This is a genomic window from Rufibacter sp. LB8, from assembly GCF_014876185.1.
Taxonomy (GTDB): domain Bacteria; phylum Bacteroidota; class Bacteroidia; order Cytophagales; family Hymenobacteraceae; genus Nibribacter.
Window position 1 is genome coordinate 4,513,316 of sequence record NZ_JADALJ010000001.1, and the last position, 17,720, is coordinate 4,531,035.

Consider the following 17,720-nt stretch of genomic DNA (forward strand, 5'->3'; position numbering starts at 1 on the left):
AGGAAAAATGATGGATTCTTTCTTCCGAAGGCAACTTATTAAAATTTTATCAAAAGTGCGCGGTTTTGTCCGTTTTCGGGCTCATTTCCAGAAATGAGCCCGAAAACGGAAACTTACCTCTTTTTTGGTGAGGGGCAGAAGGCGAAGTTTACTCAGCGCCTACGCCTAAATACGTACGCAGTTTCTCAGATTCAAACTTGGCCGCCGCCGCCGGTTCTGGTTTTAACAGCGAGACAATAATGCCCACTAGGAAAGCGCTGGACATGGACACCAAGGCCGGATTTTTGAGCGGGAAAATAGCTTCAGGATAGCCCATAATGTCTACCATAATGGTTGGGCTGAGAACGATTAAAATCAACGAAAGTGCGGCCCCGGTCACAATGCTCCAGACCGCGCCCTGGGTGGTGAACTTCTTCCAGATAATGGACATAAGCAGGGCCGGGAAGTTAGCGCTGGCCGCAATGGAAAACGCCAGGCCCACCATAAACGCCACGTTCTGGCCCTTGAACACCAAGCCCAGCAGAATAGAAAGAATTCCCAAAGCAATGGTGGCCCGGCGGGCTACTTTCATTTCTCCTTTTTCGTCAGAAACGCCTTTTTTGAACACGTGCACATACAAATCATGCGAAATGCTGGACGCGCCCGACAAAGTCAAACCGGCCACCACGGCCAGAATGGTAGCGAAAGCCACGGCCGCAATAAAGCCCAGGAACGCGGTGCCGCCGGTCTGTTCGGCCAAAAGCAAAGCGGCCATGTTGCCGCCTTTGTCCAGGCCTTCAATGGCGGGTTTTCCCACCAAGGCCATGGCCGAAAAACCGATCAAAAACGTGAGCAGATAGAAATAGCCGATGAAACCCGTGGCCACAAACACTGATTTACGCGCGGCTTTGGCGTCTGGCACGGTGTAAAAACGCATGAGAATGTGCGGCAGGCCCGCGGTGCCCAGCATCAAGGCCAAACCCAGGGATAGCGCATCAAACGGATTGGTGATGTAGCCGCCCGGCGAAAGCATTGCCTGGCCGTACTGCGTGCTCACTGCTTCCAACAGATTGCCGGGGCTAAACCCGAACTTCGCCAAAGACAAAAGCACCAGCACCGTGGCGCCGCTCAACAACAACACCGCTTTAATAATCTGCACCCAGGTAGTGGCAATCATGCCGCCAAACAGCACATATAGGGTCATCACCGCGCCCACAATCACCACGGCAATCTCGTATTCCAACCCAAACAAGGTCTTGATCAGGCCGCCGGCGCCCACCATTTGGGCAATCAGGTAAAATGAAATAGTGAGCAAAGAACCCACCGAAGACGCAATTCTGATGGGTCGTTGCCGCAACCGATAGGCCACTACATCGGCGAAGGTATATTTGCCCAGGTTACGTAGCGGTTCGGCAATGAGGAACATGATCAAGGGCCAGCCCACCAGGAACCCGATGGAATAGATTAAGCCGTCATAGCCTTTGGTAGCCACCATGCCCGCAATGCCCAGAAAAGAAGCGGCGCTCATGTAGTCGCCGGCCAGGGCCAGACCGTTCTGGAACCCCGAGATGTTGCGCCCGGCGGCGTAGAACTCAGAACCGGTTTTGGTTTTTTTGGCGGCCCAGTAGGTAATGTACAGCGTAACGGCCACAAACAGGAAAAACATGGCAATGGAGACCGGGTTGGCGGTGCCCAAGGTAGAGGCAGTTGGCGTAGCCTGCAAAAGAACGAACGAAGAAAGCATTGTTTGCGCGGGTGGTTAGTAGAGGTGGGAGTTCGGTCAGGAAATCTTGTTTTTGAGCTCTTCCACAGAGGCATCGTATTTGTTGTTCGCCCAGAAAACGTACACGCCCGTCAGGAGCCAGGCAAACAGAATAATACCCAGGCCCACGGGTATGGCCAGCGTGGTGTAGTCGCCAATTTTGGTGGCCAGCAGCTCTTTGTCAAACGCCACCAGCAGCAGAAACCCGAAGTACACCGCCAGCATGGCAAACGTGAGCACCAATGACACCGACCACCGCTGCTTGACCAGTTTTTTGAAGGCGGCGCTCTCCAGAATGGCAGTTGAATTGGCTGATGGTTTAGGCTCGTTTTCCATGGATTGGTAGATTTTATAACCGGTGTAAGGTCTTCGGGCGAACAAGTGTTCGGGTAAAAACTATATATTCCAAATCTAATATGCTGATTTTTTGACGAATTGCCGCGGTATGGAATTTAAAAATATTATTTCAGAAGTGGTTTGACGAAGCGAAGCATAGAGCCGACTTTGGTTTTCCTGGCTTTTTATTTCCGTTTTCGGGCTCATTTCTGAAAACGGAGCCAAAAACGGAAGTAGAAACAGTAGATTTTTAGCCGATGGGAATTTAGAGGTGAGCAGAATTATTTACCTTTCGCGGCTGTTTCAAAAGAGAAAATTACCAAGATAAATACCATGCTCATCAGCAATCACAGCGGGAAACGTCTGGAGGCGGGCTTAGACGAAGCTGGACGCGGCTGTCTGGCCGGGCCCGTGGTGGCCGCGGCCGTCATTCTTCCGCCAGATTACCACCACGCGCTGCTCACCGATTCCAAACAACTCACCGCCAAACAGCGGGATTTGCTGCGCGGCGAGATTTACAAAGAGGCCGTGGCCTGGGCCGTGGGCGAGGTGAGCCCGCAGGAAATTGACGAAATTAACATCTTAAACGCCTCTTTTCTGGCCATGCACCGCGCCCTGGACCAACTGCCCCAGGTGCCGGAATATCTGTTGGTGGACGGCAACCGGTTTACGCCCTACAGAAACGTGCCCCACGCCTGCATGGTCAAAGGCGACAGCCGGTTTTTTCACATAGCCGCGGCTTCTGTGCTGGCCAAAACGCACCGAGATGAACTGATGAGCCGTTTATCTGAAGAATTTCCGGAGTACGGCTGGGCCCAGAACGCCGGGTACCCCACCGCCGTGCACCGCCGGGGAATTGCGCAGCACGGGCCTTGTTCACACCACCGCCTCACGTTCAAACTCCTGCAAGCGCAGCCAGAACCAGATGCTGTACTGGTAACATAAAGCAACCGCCATTTTCGGCTTCATTTCCAGAAATGAGCCCGAAAACGGAAAGTCTTTTTGCCAGAGGAAAACAGTAACTTCAAAGGTGTCATTTCTTAAATGTTCGGGTAGCGCTTATGCTTTATTAGAGGAAGTTCAAAAATTTGGTCATAGAAAAAGCGTTTTCGGGCTCATTTACAGAAATGAGCCCGAAAACGCTTTCCGGTATAAGGATTGTAAGAAAGTTCTGTTACTGCGGTTTCAGCTTCAACAGATCCAGGAACAGACTGAAACTGTCCAGGCTGGAGGCGCCGTCATTGAAGGTGTCAAAGGTGAGCGGTTTCACAATGTAGCCGTTCACGCGCAGGTTCTGGGCGGCCAGCCGGTCTGAGTCTTCATTGGACGTGGTCATGATGAACACGCTGATGTGGGACAGAAACGGGTCTCGGCGCAATTCCTCCAGAAACTCAATGCCATTCATTTTGGGCATGTTGATGTCCAGCAGAATAATGGTGGGGGCGGGGTTCAGTTTGGGTACTCCGGCATCGCCGCGAAGCATGGAAAGCGCCTCACGCCCATTTTTAGCTTTGTGCAGCGGAACCATCACCTTGATTTTTCTCAATTCACGCTCCACGCTCATGGCGTCAAGGTAATCGTCTTCCACTAACAAAATACTAGCTTGGGATTCACTCATAAGTATATTTTAAGTTCTAAGTAGGTCTCTAAATTAAGATTCTCAAGCAGCCAGGGTTTCTTTGGGCCACTGAAAGGTGAAGGTGGCGCCTTTGCCCAGGTCTGAGTGTACCCAGATGCTGCCGCCGCGCCGTTCAATGATTTTCTTCACAATGGCCAGGCCCACCCCCGTGCTTTCTACGGCATCGCGCTCCTGTAAGGTTTGAAATAACACGAATATTCTCTCATGGTACTCCGGTTCAATGCCCGGGCCGTCATCTATCACTGAGAATTTATGCATCTCTGGGGTCTCTTTGTACTCTATGGTCACGTTGCCCGTGTCTTGGTGGTGGTACTTAATGGCATTGCTGATGAGGTTGGAAAACACCTGCTGCAACTCTACCCGGGCGGCTTTTAACGTGGGCATACGGTCTGAGAAATGAATCTTGAAACCAGCCGGTGGGTTGAGCATGTCTACCACTTCATAAAGCAGCGCCTGCACATCTACGGTCTCCACTTCCAGGTTTGACTTGCCAATGCGGGCCAGGGCCAGAATACCGTTGATCAGGTTTTCCATGCGGTGCACCCGTACGCGCATCATCATGAGGTATTCCAGCACGTGCGGCGGCAACTCCTTGCCCATGTCTTCCTCCACCCACCTTGAGGCGTTCTCTATGCCGCGCAGCGGGGCTTTCAGGTCATGCGACACCACGTAGGCAAACTGGTCCAGCTCTTTGTTTTTGCTGTCCAGCTCAGAGAAGGTCTTGTCAATGGTGGCCGCCATGCGGTTGAGCGAGTCAGAAAGACGGGTCAGTTCATCGTTCTCATTGTCCTCAATCTGGGTTTTGTACTCGCCGTAAGAGATGCGGTCTGCCAGGTTCACCATTTTCATGATGCGCCTTGAGATAAGCCGGGTGATGTAGTAGGCCCAGACCATGCCCAGGACCACAGAAATAATGGTGAGGGTGGTGGAAATGCGGCGGGTATCTGCTATACTTTGCTCCAGGCGGTTCTTGCGCACCTCGCGCACCTGGTACTCAATGCTGTTGAAAGCCTTGAAATAGATACGCATGCGGTCTGTGAGGCGCTTGCCTTCCTCATTGAGCACCAGATAGCCGTGGTCCAGGGTGGTGATGCCGCGCACGGTGGCCCCGGCGGCCACTTCCTTCTCCTTCTCAACAATCAAAAGCTCCGCGAAATCATAGCGCCATTTCTGGTGCAGTTCCTCAATTTCCTTCACGCGGCTCAGCTGCTCTGGTTTCTCTTTCACGTAATCTTTCAGGAGGGAGAACAGGCCAGGCAGGTCACGGGCCGCCACATAATAAGGGTCCAGAAAGGTTTTATTGCCTGTGAGCAGGAAACCGCGCATGCCGGTCTCCATGTCAATAAGGTTCCGCTGCAGAGAGGCCGAGGTACGCGTGATGTTCTGTGAGTCGGCCACAAAGTTGGAGTTGGCGATCACATCTTCAGAAAGGCGGTAGTTCACAATGGCCACCGCCGTGAAAATAAAGGAAATCAGTACAAAGCCAGCAAACAGCTTGGTTGAAAGATTCATGTAGGGTTCAGTTAACCACAGATTCCCATCTGTGGCAGGGTATAGGCAAAAGCAGCCGTTCTTTGCCCGTTCAGGCAAAGCGGCTGCACAAAAATATATTTTTTACGGAAGTATCCTACTGGGCCAAAGCCCGGCAGGTGTATTCCTCTATCTGTTCTTGCCCCAAAGGGGTAGCGCACCCGCGCAGATAATAGACCACCACTACCTTAAACAACTCCTGGTACCCAAAGCGGTTGGCCGGGAACAGAGCTGGGTTGGTGAGGCCTTGCATCTGGCTCAGGAACATGCGCACCACCAATTCTGGCAGAAGGTCTGCTTGCAGGTACCCCAGCGCTATGCTCTGCTGCAGCAGCGGTTTGAGGTATTCCTCAGAGAGCGTGCGCATGTACAGGTGCAGCCGCACCCAAGACAAAGGGTAATGGTCCCGCAAATCCTGCACAAAGTCATGATTCAGGGAATACACTTCCTCCAGGGTAAGTTGCAGCATCTGCAGCAGGGCTTCCAGCGGATGCTCTGTAGTGGCCAGCACCTGATTTAGGGCCGCCTGCCGTTCTTTAATGGAATGCTGAATGCAATGCTGTACCAGTTCTTTCTTGGTGCCGGCAATACCCAGCAAGGTTCCCCTTGAAATTTCCAGGTCATCCAGCAGGGTTTCAAGAGAAATATTCTCAATTCCCTTATGCTCAAAAATGACCAACGCCTCATTTAAGATTGTCTCCCTGAAACTCATACTTCCCCCCATCTTTGTGTTCCCGAGCGGTGTGCTGAAATTTAACTTTAAACCAGACGAAGTAAGATGAGCCCGGCTTCCGCATCAAGAAATCATACCATAAAGAAAAGAATACGAGCCAGATTTGAGAAAGGTTATTGTATTTTTAGTTAAATCTTTTGCGGTATTTATGGTTTATGGAAAGAAATGATTGTTGTAATATCGTCAAAGCTGGGCCTAGACCAACTAAATTCAATAATAAACCGCCCTTTATGCTTTTGTTCTTAGGGGTTAAAATTAAACTATAACAAGATGGGCATATGGTTGATTTTGTGCTGGTGCAATTTTTTAAGGACTCTTTTGCTCGTTGATTTTGAGTTTAGAAAACCGGTCTAATTGCCTACTTTTGTTTAACTGTCACCTGACTATAAGCAAGACCTTTATATGGAATTAAAGAAAATAGCACTCAATGATGTGCATGAAGCGCTGGGAGCCAAAATGGTGCCGTTTGCCGGCTACAACATGCCGGTGCGCTACTCATCTGACCTGGACGAACACCACACCGTGCGCAAGGCCGTGGGCATTTTTGACGTGTCGCACATGGGGGAGTTTCTGGTGTCTGGACCGCAGGCGCTGGACTTGATTCAGCGGGTTACGTCTAATGACGCTTCTAAACTCACGCCGGGCAAAATTCAGTACTCATGCCTGCCCAACCAAAACGGCGGTATTGTAGATGATCTGCTGGTGTACTGCCTGGCCCAGGATGAATATATGCTGGTGGTCAACGCCTCCAACATTGAGAAAGATTGGAACTGGATCAGCCAATTCAACACCAACGGCGCCGAGTTGAAAGACATTTCGGACGACCTCTCCTTGTTTGCAGTGCAGGGACCTAAGGCCGCAGCGGCACTGCAGAGTCTTACGCAGGTAGATTTGGCCAACATGGCCTACTACACTTTTGACAAAGGCGAGTTCGCGGGCGTGCCCAACGTCATTATTTCGGCCACGGGCTACACGGGTGCGGGCGGTTTTGAGATTTACGTTCCCAATGAAAACGCCAAAGAAGTGTTTGAGAAAATCATGGTGGCTGGCGCCGAACACGGCATCAAACCCATTGGCCTGGGTGCCCGTGATACGCTAAGGCTGGAAATGGGCTACTGCCTGTACGGCAATGACATCACTGATGAAACCTCGCCGCTGGAAGCCGGTTTGGGCTGGGTAACCAAGTTCACCAAAGACTTCACCAACGCCCAGAACCTGAAAGCCCAGAAAGAGCAAGGCGTAACCCGCAAATTGGTAGGCTTTGAGATGATGGAGCAGGGCATTCCGCGCAGCCACTATGAAATTGTGAACGCCGCCGGCGAAACTATTGGCGAAGTTACCTCGGGCACCATGTCGCCATCTTTAGGCAAAGGCGTAGGCCTGGGCTACGTGCAAACCGACTACACCGTCCCCGGCACCGAAATCCTGATCAAAGTGCGCAACAAGCAACTCAAAGCGCAGATTGTGAAACTACCTTTCTATAAACCAGCGGTATAAACGAGTTCTGAGTCTTGAGTTCTGAGTCCTGAGTTGGAAATTCAGGTCGAACCGAGGTTCAAGCCATGGAACAAGTTGTGGCGTTTTTGGCTTCGTTTTCAGAAATGAGCCCGAAAACGCCACTATTTTTATAGAACCTCAGGACTCAGAACTCAAGACTCAAGACTCAGAACTCTATTCAAGAGACTCAGGACTCAGAATTCAAGAACTCAGAACTTCCTAAAAATGCCCTCCATAGACGTTTGTTTTAGCCCAGATTTGTTGCCCTTGTATAACCTGAAAGGGAAGATTGCCATTGCCGTAGATGTGTTGCGGGCCACCTCCAGCATGGTCACCGCGCTGGCCCACGGCATTACGCACATTGCGCCGGTGCGCCAGTTAGACGAATGTTTGGCATACAAAGAACAGGGCTATCTGGTGGCCGCGGAGCGCGACGGCGTGAAAGCCGATGGGTTTGACCTGGGCAATTCGCCGTTTCATTACCAGGAAGAAAGCGTGCGCGGCAAATTTCTGGCCATGACCACCACTAACGGCACCCAGGCCATTCAACTGTCTAGGGCCGCCGATGAAGTCTTAGTTGGAGCCTTCCTGAACCTGGGCGCCGTGGCCGACTATGTGAAAAAAGCGAACAAAGACGTGGTGGTGGTGTGCGCCGGCTGGAAAGGCCTGTTCAATCTGGAAGACACGCTGTTTGCCGGAGCCCTGGCAGAGCGCTTGGAAGGCCACTTCACCCTGGACCATGACGCCACCCTGGCCGCCTACCACCTCTACCAAACTGCCAAGGCTGATTTGCTGGGTTTCCTGTCTAAATCAAGTCACGTGCAACGCCTGGAGCGCCTGCACATTCTGCCCGACATTGAGTTCTGCCTGCAAGAAGACGTCTATGATTTAGTGCCCGTGCTGCAAGGCGATTTTCTGTTAATTGCGCAAAAGTAAATTATACTTGATTTCTGTTTTCGGGCTCATTTCTGGAAACGAAGCCGAAAACGGAATTGGTAAAGACACTCGCAGGGCTTCCAGACACTCCTAGGTCTTTTGAGGTGCGGTATAGCAGCAGTTTAACGAAGCTACAGAATCTACATTTTACCGTTTTGGGGCTCATTTCTGAAAATGAGCCCCAAAAACGGAAATTTTTTTAGCCGCGGAGTTTAGGGTTGTTCTGGTGGCGATCTTTGTCTCTTGACGTGCGTTTCTCCATGCCTTTGGCGAAGGCCTCCGTCATGTTCACGCCGGTTTGGTTGGCCAGGGTCAGGAGCACAAACAAGACATCGGCCATCTCGCCGGCCAAGTCCACGTCCTCATCGCTTTTCTTGAAACTCTGGTCGCCGTAGCGGCGGGCGATGATGCGCGCTACTTCGCCCACTTCCTCGGTGAGAATGGCCAGGTTGGTGAGCTCCGAGAAATATCTTACGCCCACTTCCTTGATCCAGGTGTCTACCGTCTGTTGTGCTTCTTCTATGGTCATGTTTATGAATTGCTGATTGTTATTGGCTGATGATTAATTGCTGGGTGCGCAGGATAGAAGCTTACTTATTTTGTTGGCGTTCTCACCAACAAAATAAGTAAGCTTCTATCCTGTTTTTTCGGTGCCATCACTTTCATAGTGAAATTTTCGTTTTCGGGCTCATTTCTGGAAACGGAGCCAAAAACGGAAACCAAGTATTACTCCCTGTTCTGCGAATCTATGAAAATGGTCACCGGGCCGTCGTTGACCAGGCTCACCTGCATGTCGGCCCCGAAGATGCCGGTGGGCACGGGTTTGCCTAGTTCCTGTTCCAGCAGCTGGTGAAACTGCTCGTACAGCGGGATGGCCACGGCGGGCGGGGCGGCGTTGCTATAGCTGGGGCGGTTGCCTTTCTTGGTCTGCGCGTACAACGTGAACTGGCTGATCAGCAGAAGGCCGCCTTGCACGTCTTGCACGCTCAGGTTCATCTTGTCATCGGCATCAGAGAAAATACGAAGTTGGGTAATCTTCTTGGCGGTCCAGGCCAAATCCTCAAGGGTGTCAGTAGCGGTAAAGCCGGCCAATACCAATATGCCCTGGTCAATATGTCCTTGAATATGCCCGTCAATGGTGACGCTGGCCTGGCGCACCCGCTGTAGTAATACCCGCATTATGGTTGTTTTTGACTGTTGCTTGGGCGGCAAGTTAAAAATAAAACCGCATCTGTGGCCTTTTGAGCCCTATTCTCTAAATTGATGGGCAGCGTACGCTGAAGCGGCGGTTTTTCCGTTATTTTTGTAGTTCCTGAATTCCCTGAATCTGTTTGGGGGCTTAGACTTGCAGAATGCCAAAAAAGACAATTTACTGGCTTTGTGGGGCGGTGGTGCTGGTGGCGCTGGGCTTCTATGGGTTTTCTAAGTGGACCGAGGCGCGCCAAAAGGTGAACCTCTGGACCCTGGTGCCCGACGATGCCGTTTTTGTGGTGGAAACCAACAACGCGCCCCGGTTTGTGGACCAGCTGCAGCAGTCAGATTTGTGGGCCTCGGTGTCCAGAATGCCCTTTGTCCTGCGCCTGGAAGACCAACTGGCCTTGCTAGACAGCCTGTCCACCACCAGAACTCAACTCCGCAACTTCCTCACCAAAAAGAATATTCTGGTGTCTCTGCACGTGATGGGCCGCTCAGAACCAGAACTCATTTATTATGTGCCCGTGAGCACGGTGGCCGAGCACCGCTACGTAAGAACGCTCATGGAAAACGTGGGCAAGGCCGGCGAGTTCAGGCAGGAAGTACGCGACTACCAGGGCGTGCAGATCACCGATGTCATTCATAAGACCAACAAAGACAACCTCTCGTTTTTCAGTTATCATAACAACCTGATCATCAGTCCCAGTCCGGTGCTGGTGGAGGAGATTGTGCGCAAGATTAACCGCGGGCAGCTGGAGTCGCCGGCCAAGGAATACAAGAACACCAATTACCTTACGCAGGCAGACGTGTTCGCCAATGTGTTCATCAATTACCGGCACCTGCCAGATTTGCTGGGCGTGTTTTTGAAGAAAGATCTGCTGGATGACGTGAACCTGCTCAGTAGCCTGTGCCGCAATAGTATGCTGGAACTCAAACTGCAGAATAATCGCCTCTTTTTAAACGGCTTCTCTAACCCAGAAACCGTGGAAGGTTCTTTGTTCAGCCGTTTGCAGGACCACAGCGCCAAAAGCTTTAAGGTGCGCGAGTTCATGCCTAACCGGGCGGCGGTGGTGCTGCACTTGGGCCTGAACCAGATGGGCGCGCTTAGGCAGGAACCGGGCAAGGTGAACGCGGCGTTTGTAGACACGCTGGCCAATTCGTTCTCAGGGGAGCTGGCCTTGTGCTACCTGGAGTCACATGATGTCCGGTCATCGCCGGAGAAAATCTTGTTTGCGCAGGCCTCCAACCCAGCCTACACCCAGTCATTGCTTAACCGGCTGCAGCCAAACCCCACCGGCGGCACCTCAGAAAAACACGGCACCCGCACCATCAGGCTGCTCAATGCCAAGGAACTTCCCCAGCAATTGTTCGGGGATGCCTTCAAGGGGTTTGAGCAGATTTACTACACCACGCTGGTAGATTATATTCTGTTCACCGATGACGTGGCCACCATGCGCGCGCTGCTCAATGACGTGGAAGCCGGCAACGTGTGGAGCAAGTCCAAGGCGCTGCAGCCGTTGCTGGAGGAGATGCAGCAGGAAGACAACGTGGGCCTTTTCATTAACACGGCCAACGCCTGGAACCTGCTGGTGCGGGCCATGAATCCGCAGAAAGGAGTGAGTTTGCAGGGCAATTCGTCTATTTTCAAGAAATTCAACTACTTCAGTTTCCAGTTCAGCGCCGCCGAAAACCAGTACTACACCAGCATCTTGCTGCGCCACCAGGAAGAATCTACCGTGAAAGAGGCGCTGGCGCGCGAAGGCATCAGGCAGGAAGATGTGTTCAATCTTAAAAAACAGGTGCTCAACGGTCCGTTCCTCACGCAATACCCCATTGACAATTCTGAGGAAGTGGTGGTGCAGGATTCGGCGCTGGTCTTGCAGGGCCTGGCCGCCAACCTGAACAAACGCAACTGGACCGACACGCTCTCGGCGCGCGTGGTGGGGCCGGTGCTGCAGCTGCCCTACGGCGAAGACAAGCGCCTGAAATATTTCTTCGCCACGGCCAACAGCATCTACGGCATTGACAAAAATGGGCGCGACATTGATAATTTCCCGTTCACGCTAGGCGATTCCTTGCTCTTGCAGCGCCTCACCATGTTTGACTATGACCGCAACGGTACGTACAAGCTGGCCGTGGATGATGCGCTGGGCAACCTCTTCATCCTAGACATGCAGGGCACATTGCAACCGGGCTTCAACCCCTTACGGCTGGACGGCCGACTGGCCGCGCCGCCCCAGCATTTCAAGGTCAACGGCCGGAACGTGCTGCTGGTGGTGCTGGAGAACGGCTACATTTATGCGCTGGGCGAGCAGGGCGACCCGTACCCGGGCTTCCCCATTAACCTGAACACCACGCTCAAGTCGGGTCTTTTCTCTAAGTTGGGCATCTCGTTCAGGCGGTCACAGTTCACCACGGTCACGCAGGGCGGTGAGGTGGTCACCTTTGATTTGACCGGCGAAATTGTGCAGCGTGAGCAGATGCTCAGGCCGCACAAGCGCAGCTCATTTGAGATGATCCCCGAAGCCTCTGGCAAGTCGTTTATCATTGCGCGCTCAGACCCGGGCCGCGTGGCGCTGTTCAGCCAGGACCAGAAACTGCTGCTAGATAGGCGATTTGTGACTTCGTCTAAGAAAGTGGTGCAGTATTTCCATTTTGGGGGAGACCGCAAGTTGTATGTGATCACGGAGACCGGACCGCGCAAAGCCTACGTGTTTGACGTGCAGGCCAAGCCGCTGGGGGAGGAGCCCATCAATGCCAGCTACCCAGTGAGCGTGCGGTTCAACGAAGTGGAAAACCAGTACATTCTCTTTGCAGCCTACAACAACCTAGTGCAGAAAATCACCCTGCAGGGAAGAGATTAAGCTTTTGTATTTCCGTTTTCGGCCTCATTTCTGGAAATGAAGCCGAAAACGAGAAGTGATAAAGAAGTTTAAACAAATCCTTCCAGTCGCTTTCGGATTTTTCTATCTATTCGCTCCTCAGAAAAAACCTTAAATCCCCACTTAATTCGCTATTTCGGATTTATCAATCCCGAACAGCCTGAATCCCGGACAGCGTGACAGCACAAACAGTGTGGTTTTCTGATTTTCCGTTTTTGGGCTCATTTTCAGAATTGAGCCTGAAAACGGTAGGAAACAGAGGGCAGTCATCGAAATCCTTCCTCAATCAATTTTCCTTTAAACTGGAACAAAAAATATTTTTTCCACAACATATGTATATACAATAAATGTTTATACATTTGCATCATCAAAACATTAAACACTCAAAGACATGAAATTTAGAAACACAGTTTTAGCGGTAGTATTGGCCATGGTGACCTTCGGGTTTGCGGGCAAAGGTGTTGACTACAAAGTGGTGAAAAACCAATCTAAAGTAGCCTGGACAGGTTCTAAAGTAACCGGCGAGCACGCAGGCTTGATTAGCGTGGCAGACGGCAAATTGACCTCAGACGGGAAAAACATTTTGGGTGGAACCTTCACCATTGACATGTCTTCTATCACCGTTACAGACATCACCGATGCCAAGATGAACCAGAACCTGGTGGGTCACCTGAAGTCAGATGATTTCTTCGGGACTGCCAAATACCAGACTTCTACCTTGGCCATCACCAAAGTGACGCCTACCAAAACCAAAGGCCAATATGTGGTGAAAGGTGATTTGACCATCAAAGGCATTAAGAACGCCATTGAGTTCCCGGCCACCATCACGCACGTGGGCAACCAAATCAAAGCCAAAGCCAACATCAAAGTAGACAGAACCAAATATGACATCAAATACGGTTCAGGTTCTTTCTTTGACAACCTGGGCGACAAAGCCATCAACAATGACTTTGTGTTGGCCGTTGACCTGGTAGCCCAGAAATAAGGCACCCAAACCTTCGGGTTTTAGCAAGTATTTCACCTAAGCAGAAAGTCCGTTTTGGGGCTCATTTTCAGAAATGAGCTCTAAAACGGACTTTTTTTGTTTCGGCCTTTTAATTAAAATAGAAAGTCTTGCGCCTTACATCTTGATACTTGTGTCTTTCACTTAGTTGCTCCGGAGCCAGCCTTTTCTATAGAAATAATACACCATGCCCGTGACTACCAGGGCCATGACTACCAGCAAGGTCAGGTAGCCGTAGGGGTGGTAGAGTTCTGGCATGTTGAGCGGGTTGATGCCGCCGCGCGGGTTCTCACGGGAGAAGTTCATGCCGTAGAGCCCCACAATAAAACTCAGCGGAATGAAGATGGTGGAGATGATGGTGAGCACTTTCATGACCTCGTTCATGCGGTGGCTCACGTTGGAGAGGTACAGGTCTGAGAGGCTGCTGGTCATCTCTTTGTAGTTGTCTACCAGGTCCATGAGCTGGATGGTGTGGTCATAGACGTCTTTGAAATAAATCTCCAGTTCGTCGGGCACCAGGTCATCTTCCATGCGCATGAGCTCGTTGATCTTGTCGCGCTCCGGCCAGACAATGCGGCGCACTTTCACCACTTCGCGCTTGAGGTCCAGGATTTGGGAGAGCAAAGAACGGCTGGGGTTGTCAAAGAGGCAGTCTTCCAGTTCCTCAGCGTACTCGCCAATTCTGGCCATAGCCGGGAAGTAGTAGTCAGTGATGGTGTCCTGCACGGCGTACATGAGGTAGGAGATGGGCCGTTTTCTAATGCTACCTTTGCCTATGCGCAATCTTTCGCGCAGCGCCTCCAGGCAATCCACGTAATCGCTCTGCAAGGTGAGCACATAATTCGGGCCGGTGAACATAGACAATTGCCGGTCTTCCAGGCGGTGTTTGTCATTGAAGGTAATCATGCGCGACACAATGAACAACCGGCCGCTGTCTTCCTCCACCTTGGGGCGCTGGTAATCATTGAGCACGTCTTCCATCTGCAGCGGGTGAATCTGGAAATCATCGCGCAGTTTTTCCAGCAGGCCTAAATCAGAATAGCCGCGCAGGTCAATCCAATGGTTCAGGTTGGGGTTGGCGGCCAGCGCTTCCTGCAAGGCCGTGTACGACGCACATTCCTGCTCCAGAAAAGACTCCTGGCTATACGACATCAAAAACAGGCGCGGCGGAAGGGCGGTTTCTGGCAAGGAGAGCGTGCCCGGGCGCTGCCCCACTTTGCGGGAAAGGGTGGAGGGCCTGAGCGGTTTGGGCGTGTGGTGATTGGTCATGCAGGCACGGTGGCTTGTTGATGAGTTGAGACTTTTACGTAGGCCCGTGAAAACGGTGGAGCGCGGGCGGTGGTTGCCGGTGCCCAGTACGTAACCCCGAAGTAAGGAAAGTTTTCCTGTTTTCGGGCTCATTTTCAGAAATGAGCCCGAAAACAGAAAGCGCCAACCCAATTCTCAGGGTTTCTATGACGGAGTTTTAAGCGAAAACCTATTGTTGAACCAGGCCGTGTTTCTCAAACAGCGCCTGTACCTGCGGCACCAGGCTGGTCCTTACTTCCACGGTGAGGCGGCAATCCAACTGAAAATCCTGCTGCAGCACGGGCAAATCAAAGTCCTTGACCACGCGCATGATGTCGTTCATTTGTTCATAGCTGAATTGCACGGTGAGCAGGGCGGTTTCATGGCGTTCCTCTATCTGGGCCAGGGCCAAAGCTTCTGCGGTGGCGGTTTTGTAGGCATGGATCAATCCGCCCACGCCCAGTTTCACGCCCCCAAAGTACCGGATTACCACTACCAGCACGTTGCTCAGGCCCGCCGCCCGAATCTGACCCAAGATTGGATCCCCTGCTGAGTGATTGGGCTCGCCGTCATCATTGGCGCGGTAGGTGGCTTTGTCAGCGCCCAGCAGGTAGGCGTAACAGTGGTGCCGGGCATCAAAATACTCTTTGCGGAGGGCCTGCAGAATCTCTTTCACTTCTTCCTCAGAGCGCACCGCGTACGCCCTGGCAATGAACTTGCTGCCTTTCTCTTTGTACAAACCCTCTACCGGGGCGCGAAGGGTGCGGTAGGTGTCTTCTGCCATGCCTGCGAAGGTACAATCAAAAATGACTAGTCGCCAAAAGCCGTTTTCGGGCTCATTTCCAGACTGGAGCCCAAAAACGGCTTTAGAAGGCCTGTTGAATTTCCTGGTACGAAAGCAAGACCAAGGCCAGCACCGCCAGCAGCAAACCCAGCCAGTTGGTGCCGCTCAGCCGTTCTTTGAAAAACAGAATTCCCCCAAACGTGCCCAGCAGAATAATACAGATGTTATTAATTGGGTACAAAAACGCGCCGTCATTGTTAAACGCCGAAAGTGCCTTGATCAAAAAGAAGATAGAAAAGAAGTTAGGAATGCCCAGCCCAATACCCGCCACCGCACTCTTGACTTCGATTTTAGTTTTCTGCACCAACGCCTGGTAACCCAGCGCCAGCGCCCCAATCACCGCCGACGCCGTGAACGTGGAGATGGTAAACGCGCCCGCCTGCTCGGGCTGCAACCACTGGTCATTGGTGTAATTGATGATCACATCGCCCAGACCGGCAGCCAGAAACACCACCAGCGGCAAAGCCCACGCCATGACGCCCATGGGCGCGGCGGCAGGCTCCTGCTTTCGGCGCGAGGTGAACACAATGGCCACCAAGGCCAGCGCAATGCCCATGTAATTCAGGAAAGTGTATTCTTTTAATGTATTCTGAAGCACCAGCAAGCTGAACAGCACCGGAATCACCAGTGAAATCTTCATGGCCACCGTGGCCGCCGACACCCCAATGCGCTGCGTGGTCAAAGCTATCAAATAAAAAGACCCGATGAACAAGGAGCCCAACACCCAGCTAGACAGCATCCAGGGGGAGCCCACGTTCTGGGCCATGATGGGCAGCGCCGTCTGGTCAAACAGCGCACCGGTCACCAGGCAGATCCAGTAATTGACCACAATGGCCTGGAACGTTTGCACCCGGTACCTCTGGAACAGCTTGAAAATGAACACCAACAGCGCATTGAACAACACGCACAATACTAAATACAGCATATGATAGGGATCCCTGGAAAACGGGGCCGCAAAGATAGCAGATTCAAAAAGAAGCGAAGGGATTTCTTAAAACTGGACCCTGGCCCGTGGTGGATAAACCGGCCGCAAGACAAATTTGGCGGTCTTTTACAGGAAATCTGGCCACTGATGCAAAGGCAGGCCGGTCAGTTTCTTTAGCGTCGCCACATCCTCGCGGTAAAAGCTGGCCACCCAGTTTCTTTGGGCAATGTCCAATGAACTACTGTCAGGTTTATTCTTGGGGGCGCCCGCTGTTTTTTCCACCACCTGCAGAAACCATCTCCTCCATACAATGCGGAGGGCATCTGGGAATACGCGGCGGTAAATGCTTTTTAGAAACGTTTGGCTCTGGCCTGACGCAACGGTTCTGGACCATCGGTACAAGCCTGCCCGGCCAACCTGTTTGGTGTCGTTTGCCTTTATTTCCTGTAAGGAAAAGACCGGAGGCAAGCCTAAAAACTGAAAGCAGCCGTTCACAGTAGCCAAGGGTGCTTGCCGTAAATCTTCTGAGGTGATGAGGTAGATGTTCTCTTTCCCAAACGTTTGGAAGTACGCACTGAGCCAATGGGTGTACAGCCCTTCTTGGTAATAAGAAGTAGTACCCACGGCCGTGCTATTTAACTGCCCCAATGCCCGCCCGTTGTCCAGAAGAAAAGACTGTTGGAAAGAGGCCTTTTCAAATCCCATTCCTTTCAGCCATTGGTAATGAGAATACGCCCTGTCTATGGGGTTCCGAAGAATAAAAATGAATTTAGCCTTGGGTGAAACGGCCTTAATTTGCTTAACGGCAACCTCTGACATCATGTAATCAGTAGAGGATTCTCCCTTGTATCTATAGTCGGCACCCTGCGCGAATAAGGCCAGATAATTTTTCATGTGTGTTTCCCATCTGGGTGGGGAAGAAAAAAAAGCGGGCTCTTTGTCAGCACTCATGAAGATGTCAGGATGTTGCGCTAAGTATAAATGAAGGCTGGAGGTCCCTGATTTGGCAGCGCCAGGAATAAATAGATTTGGCCAGTTCTCTCCGGTGTCCATGCTGGGGTTTTGGTTTATTATCTGTGTAGAAGGTTTAAAGATATAGAATGCACCCGAATTTTTCTGGAAGTGGCCTACGCTGACGTTTCTCACCAGCCAAAGCAGTGTAAGTTATTCCGC

General features: G+C 51.8%; 16 protein-coding genes. 5 read left to right on the top strand and 11 right to left on the bottom strand.

Features of this window, described 5'->3' with window-relative positions; translation table 11 throughout:
- Positions 1-148: 148 nt before the first annotated feature.
- Positions 149-1,723, bottom strand: coding sequence for a sodium/solute symporter (locus tag IMY23_RS18865; protein WP_192823569.1), 1,575 nt, complete (start codon positions 1,721-1,723; stop codon positions 149-151).
- 36 nt (positions 1,724-1,759) lie between these two features.
- Positions 1,760-2,122, bottom strand: coding sequence for a DUF485 domain-containing protein (locus IMY23_RS18870; RefSeq protein WP_225986554.1), 363 nt, complete (start codon positions 2,120-2,122; stop codon positions 1,760-1,762).
- 288 nt (positions 2,123-2,410) lie between these two features.
- On the opposite strand from IMY23_RS18870, the gene IMY23_RS18875 reads away from it, so the two are divergent.
- Complete coding sequence (locus IMY23_RS18875; RefSeq protein WP_192823570.1) at positions 2,411-3,022, top strand: ribonuclease HII; 612 nt, start codon at positions 2,411-2,413, stop codon at positions 3,020-3,022.
- Positions 3,023-3,251: 229 nt separating this feature from the next.
- Here IMY23_RS18875 and IMY23_RS18880 read toward each other — a convergent pair whose 3' ends face one another.
- From IMY23_RS18880 to IMY23_RS18890, 3 genes are all read right to left on the bottom strand, one after another.
- Positions 3,252-3,695: a response regulator gene (locus IMY23_RS18880; RefSeq protein ID WP_192823571.1), complete on the bottom strand. Its 444-nt coding sequence runs from the start codon at positions 3,693-3,695 to the stop codon at positions 3,252-3,254.
- A gap of 42 nt (positions 3,696-3,737) precedes the next feature.
- Positions 3,738-5,228 carry an ATP-binding protein gene (locus IMY23_RS18885; RefSeq protein WP_192823572.1) on the bottom strand — a complete coding sequence of 497 codons (1,491 nt, stop codon included), beginning with the start codon at positions 5,226-5,228 and terminating at the stop codon, positions 3,738-3,740.
- A gap of 115 nt (positions 5,229-5,343) precedes the next feature.
- Positions 5,344-5,958 (bottom strand): TetR/AcrR family transcriptional regulator, encoded by a 615-nt coding sequence (locus tag IMY23_RS18890; protein ID WP_192823573.1) that lies wholly within the window; start codon positions 5,956-5,958, stop codon positions 5,344-5,346.
- A 423-nt stretch (positions 5,959-6,381) separates the two neighbouring features.
- Here IMY23_RS18890 and gcvT point away from each other — a divergent pair, with 423 nt between their 5' ends.
- A complete protein-coding gene (gene gcvT, locus IMY23_RS18895; RefSeq protein WP_192823574.1) occupies positions 6,382-7,476 on the top strand; it encodes a glycine cleavage system aminomethyltransferase GcvT in 1,095 nt (364 codons plus the stop codon).
- A 225-nt stretch (positions 7,477-7,701) separates the two neighbouring features.
- The gene (locus IMY23_RS18900) at positions 7,702-8,412 is read left to right on the top strand and encodes a 2-phosphosulfolactate phosphatase (RefSeq protein ID WP_192823575.1); all 711 of its coding nucleotides are present in this window, start codon (positions 7,702-7,704) and stop codon (positions 8,410-8,412) included.
- A 199-nt stretch (positions 8,413-8,611) separates the two neighbouring features.
- Here the strand turns inward: IMY23_RS18900 and IMY23_RS18905 are convergent, their stop codons facing one another.
- On the bottom strand, positions 8,612-8,941 hold the full coding sequence (locus IMY23_RS18905; protein ID WP_192823576.1) for a nucleotide pyrophosphohydrolase: 330 nt from the start codon (positions 8,939-8,941) through the stop codon (positions 8,612-8,614).
- Positions 8,942-9,138: 197 nt separating this feature from the next.
- Positions 9,139-9,591 carry a D-aminoacyl-tRNA deacylase gene (dtd, locus tag IMY23_RS18910; RefSeq protein ID WP_192823577.1) on the bottom strand — a complete coding sequence of 151 codons (453 nt, stop codon included), beginning with the start codon at positions 9,589-9,591 and terminating at the stop codon, positions 9,139-9,141.
- A gap of 173 nt (positions 9,592-9,764) precedes the next feature.
- Between dtd and IMY23_RS18915 the strand changes: the two genes are divergently transcribed.
- Positions 9,765-12,470: a hypothetical protein gene (locus tag IMY23_RS18915; RefSeq protein WP_192823578.1), complete on the top strand. Its 2,706-nt coding sequence runs from the start codon at positions 9,765-9,767 to the stop codon at positions 12,468-12,470.
- A 409-nt stretch (positions 12,471-12,879) separates the two neighbouring features.
- The gene (locus tag IMY23_RS18920; protein WP_192823579.1) at positions 12,880-13,473 is read left to right on the top strand and encodes a YceI family protein; all 594 of its coding nucleotides are present in this window, start codon (positions 12,880-12,882) and stop codon (positions 13,471-13,473) included.
- Positions 13,474-13,635: 162 nt separating this feature from the next.
- On the opposite strand, the gene corA is transcribed toward IMY23_RS18920, so the two are convergent.
- From corA to IMY23_RS18940, 4 genes are all read right to left on the bottom strand, one after another.
- A complete protein-coding gene (gene corA, locus IMY23_RS18925; RefSeq protein ID WP_192823580.1) occupies positions 13,636-14,760 on the bottom strand; it encodes a magnesium/cobalt transporter CorA in 1,125 nt (374 codons plus the stop codon).
- Between the two features lie 208 nt (positions 14,761-14,968).
- Positions 14,969-15,562, bottom strand: a complete 594-nt coding sequence (locus IMY23_RS18930) for a YigZ family protein (RefSeq protein ID WP_192823581.1) — start codon at positions 15,560-15,562, stop codon at positions 14,969-14,971.
- An 82-nt stretch (positions 15,563-15,644) separates the two neighbouring features.
- Positions 15,645-16,547, bottom strand: a complete 903-nt coding sequence (locus tag IMY23_RS18935; protein WP_225986555.1) for a hypothetical protein — start codon at positions 16,545-16,547, stop codon at positions 15,645-15,647.
- A gap of 126 nt (positions 16,548-16,673) precedes the next feature.
- Positions 16,674-17,600 carry a sulfotransferase gene (locus IMY23_RS18940; RefSeq protein WP_192823582.1) on the bottom strand — a complete coding sequence of 309 codons (927 nt, stop codon included), beginning with the start codon at positions 17,598-17,600 and terminating at the stop codon, positions 16,674-16,676.
- Positions 17,601-17,720 lie beyond the last annotated feature (120 nt).

What these genes read in the sequence shown, in the direction of transcription:
- IMY23_RS18930 (WP_192823581.1), bottom strand. Translation starts at nt 15,562, where the DNA reads ATGGCAGAAGACACCTACCGCACCCTTCGCGCCCCGGTAGAGGGTTTG.
- IMY23_RS18890 (WP_192823573.1), bottom strand. Translation starts at nt 5,958, where the DNA reads ATGAGTTTCAGGGAGACAATCTTAAATGAGGCGTTGGTCATTTTTGAG.
- IMY23_RS18915 (WP_192823578.1), top strand. Translation starts at nt 9,765, where the DNA reads ATGCCAAAAAAGACAATTTACTGGCTTTGTGGGGCGGTGGTGCTGGTG.
- IMY23_RS18865 (WP_192823569.1), bottom strand. Translation starts at nt 1,723, where the DNA reads ATGCTTTCTTCGTTCGTTCTTTTGCAGGCTACGCCAACTGCCTCTACC.
- IMY23_RS18935 (WP_225986555.1), bottom strand. Translation starts at nt 16,547, where the DNA reads ATGCTGTATTTAGTATTGTGCGTGTTGTTCAATGCGCTGTTGGTGTTC.
- dtd (WP_192823577.1), bottom strand. Translation starts at nt 9,591, where the DNA reads ATGCGGGTATTACTACAGCGGGTGCGCCAGGCCAGCGTCACCATTGAC.
- gcvT (WP_192823574.1), top strand. Translation starts at nt 6,382, where the DNA reads ATGGAATTAAAGAAAATAGCACTCAATGATGTGCATGAAGCGCTGGGA.
- IMY23_RS18880 (WP_192823571.1), bottom strand. Translation starts at nt 3,695, where the DNA reads ATGAGTGAATCCCAAGCTAGTATTTTGTTAGTGGAAGACGATTACCTT.
- IMY23_RS18920 (WP_192823579.1), top strand. Translation starts at nt 12,880, where the DNA reads ATGAAATTTAGAAACACAGTTTTAGCGGTAGTATTGGCCATGGTGACC.
- IMY23_RS18900 (WP_192823575.1), top strand. Translation starts at nt 7,702, where the DNA reads ATGCCCTCCATAGACGTTTGTTTTAGCCCAGATTTGTTGCCCTTGTAT.
- corA (WP_192823580.1), bottom strand. Translation starts at nt 14,760, where the DNA reads ATGACCAATCACCACACGCCCAAACCGCTCAGGCCCTCCACCCTTTCC.
- IMY23_RS18940 (WP_192823582.1), bottom strand. Translation starts at nt 17,600, where the DNA reads ATGGACACCGGAGAGAACTGGCCAAATCTATTTATTCCTGGCGCTGCC.
- IMY23_RS18905 (WP_192823576.1), bottom strand. Translation starts at nt 8,941, where the DNA reads ATGACCATAGAAGAAGCACAACAGACGGTAGACACCTGGATCAAGGAA.
- IMY23_RS18875 (WP_192823570.1), top strand. Translation starts at nt 2,411, where the DNA reads ATGCTCATCAGCAATCACAGCGGGAAACGTCTGGAGGCGGGCTTAGAC.
- IMY23_RS18885 (WP_192823572.1), bottom strand. Translation starts at nt 5,228, where the DNA reads ATGAATCTTTCAACCAAGCTGTTTGCTGGCTTTGTACTGATTTCCTTT.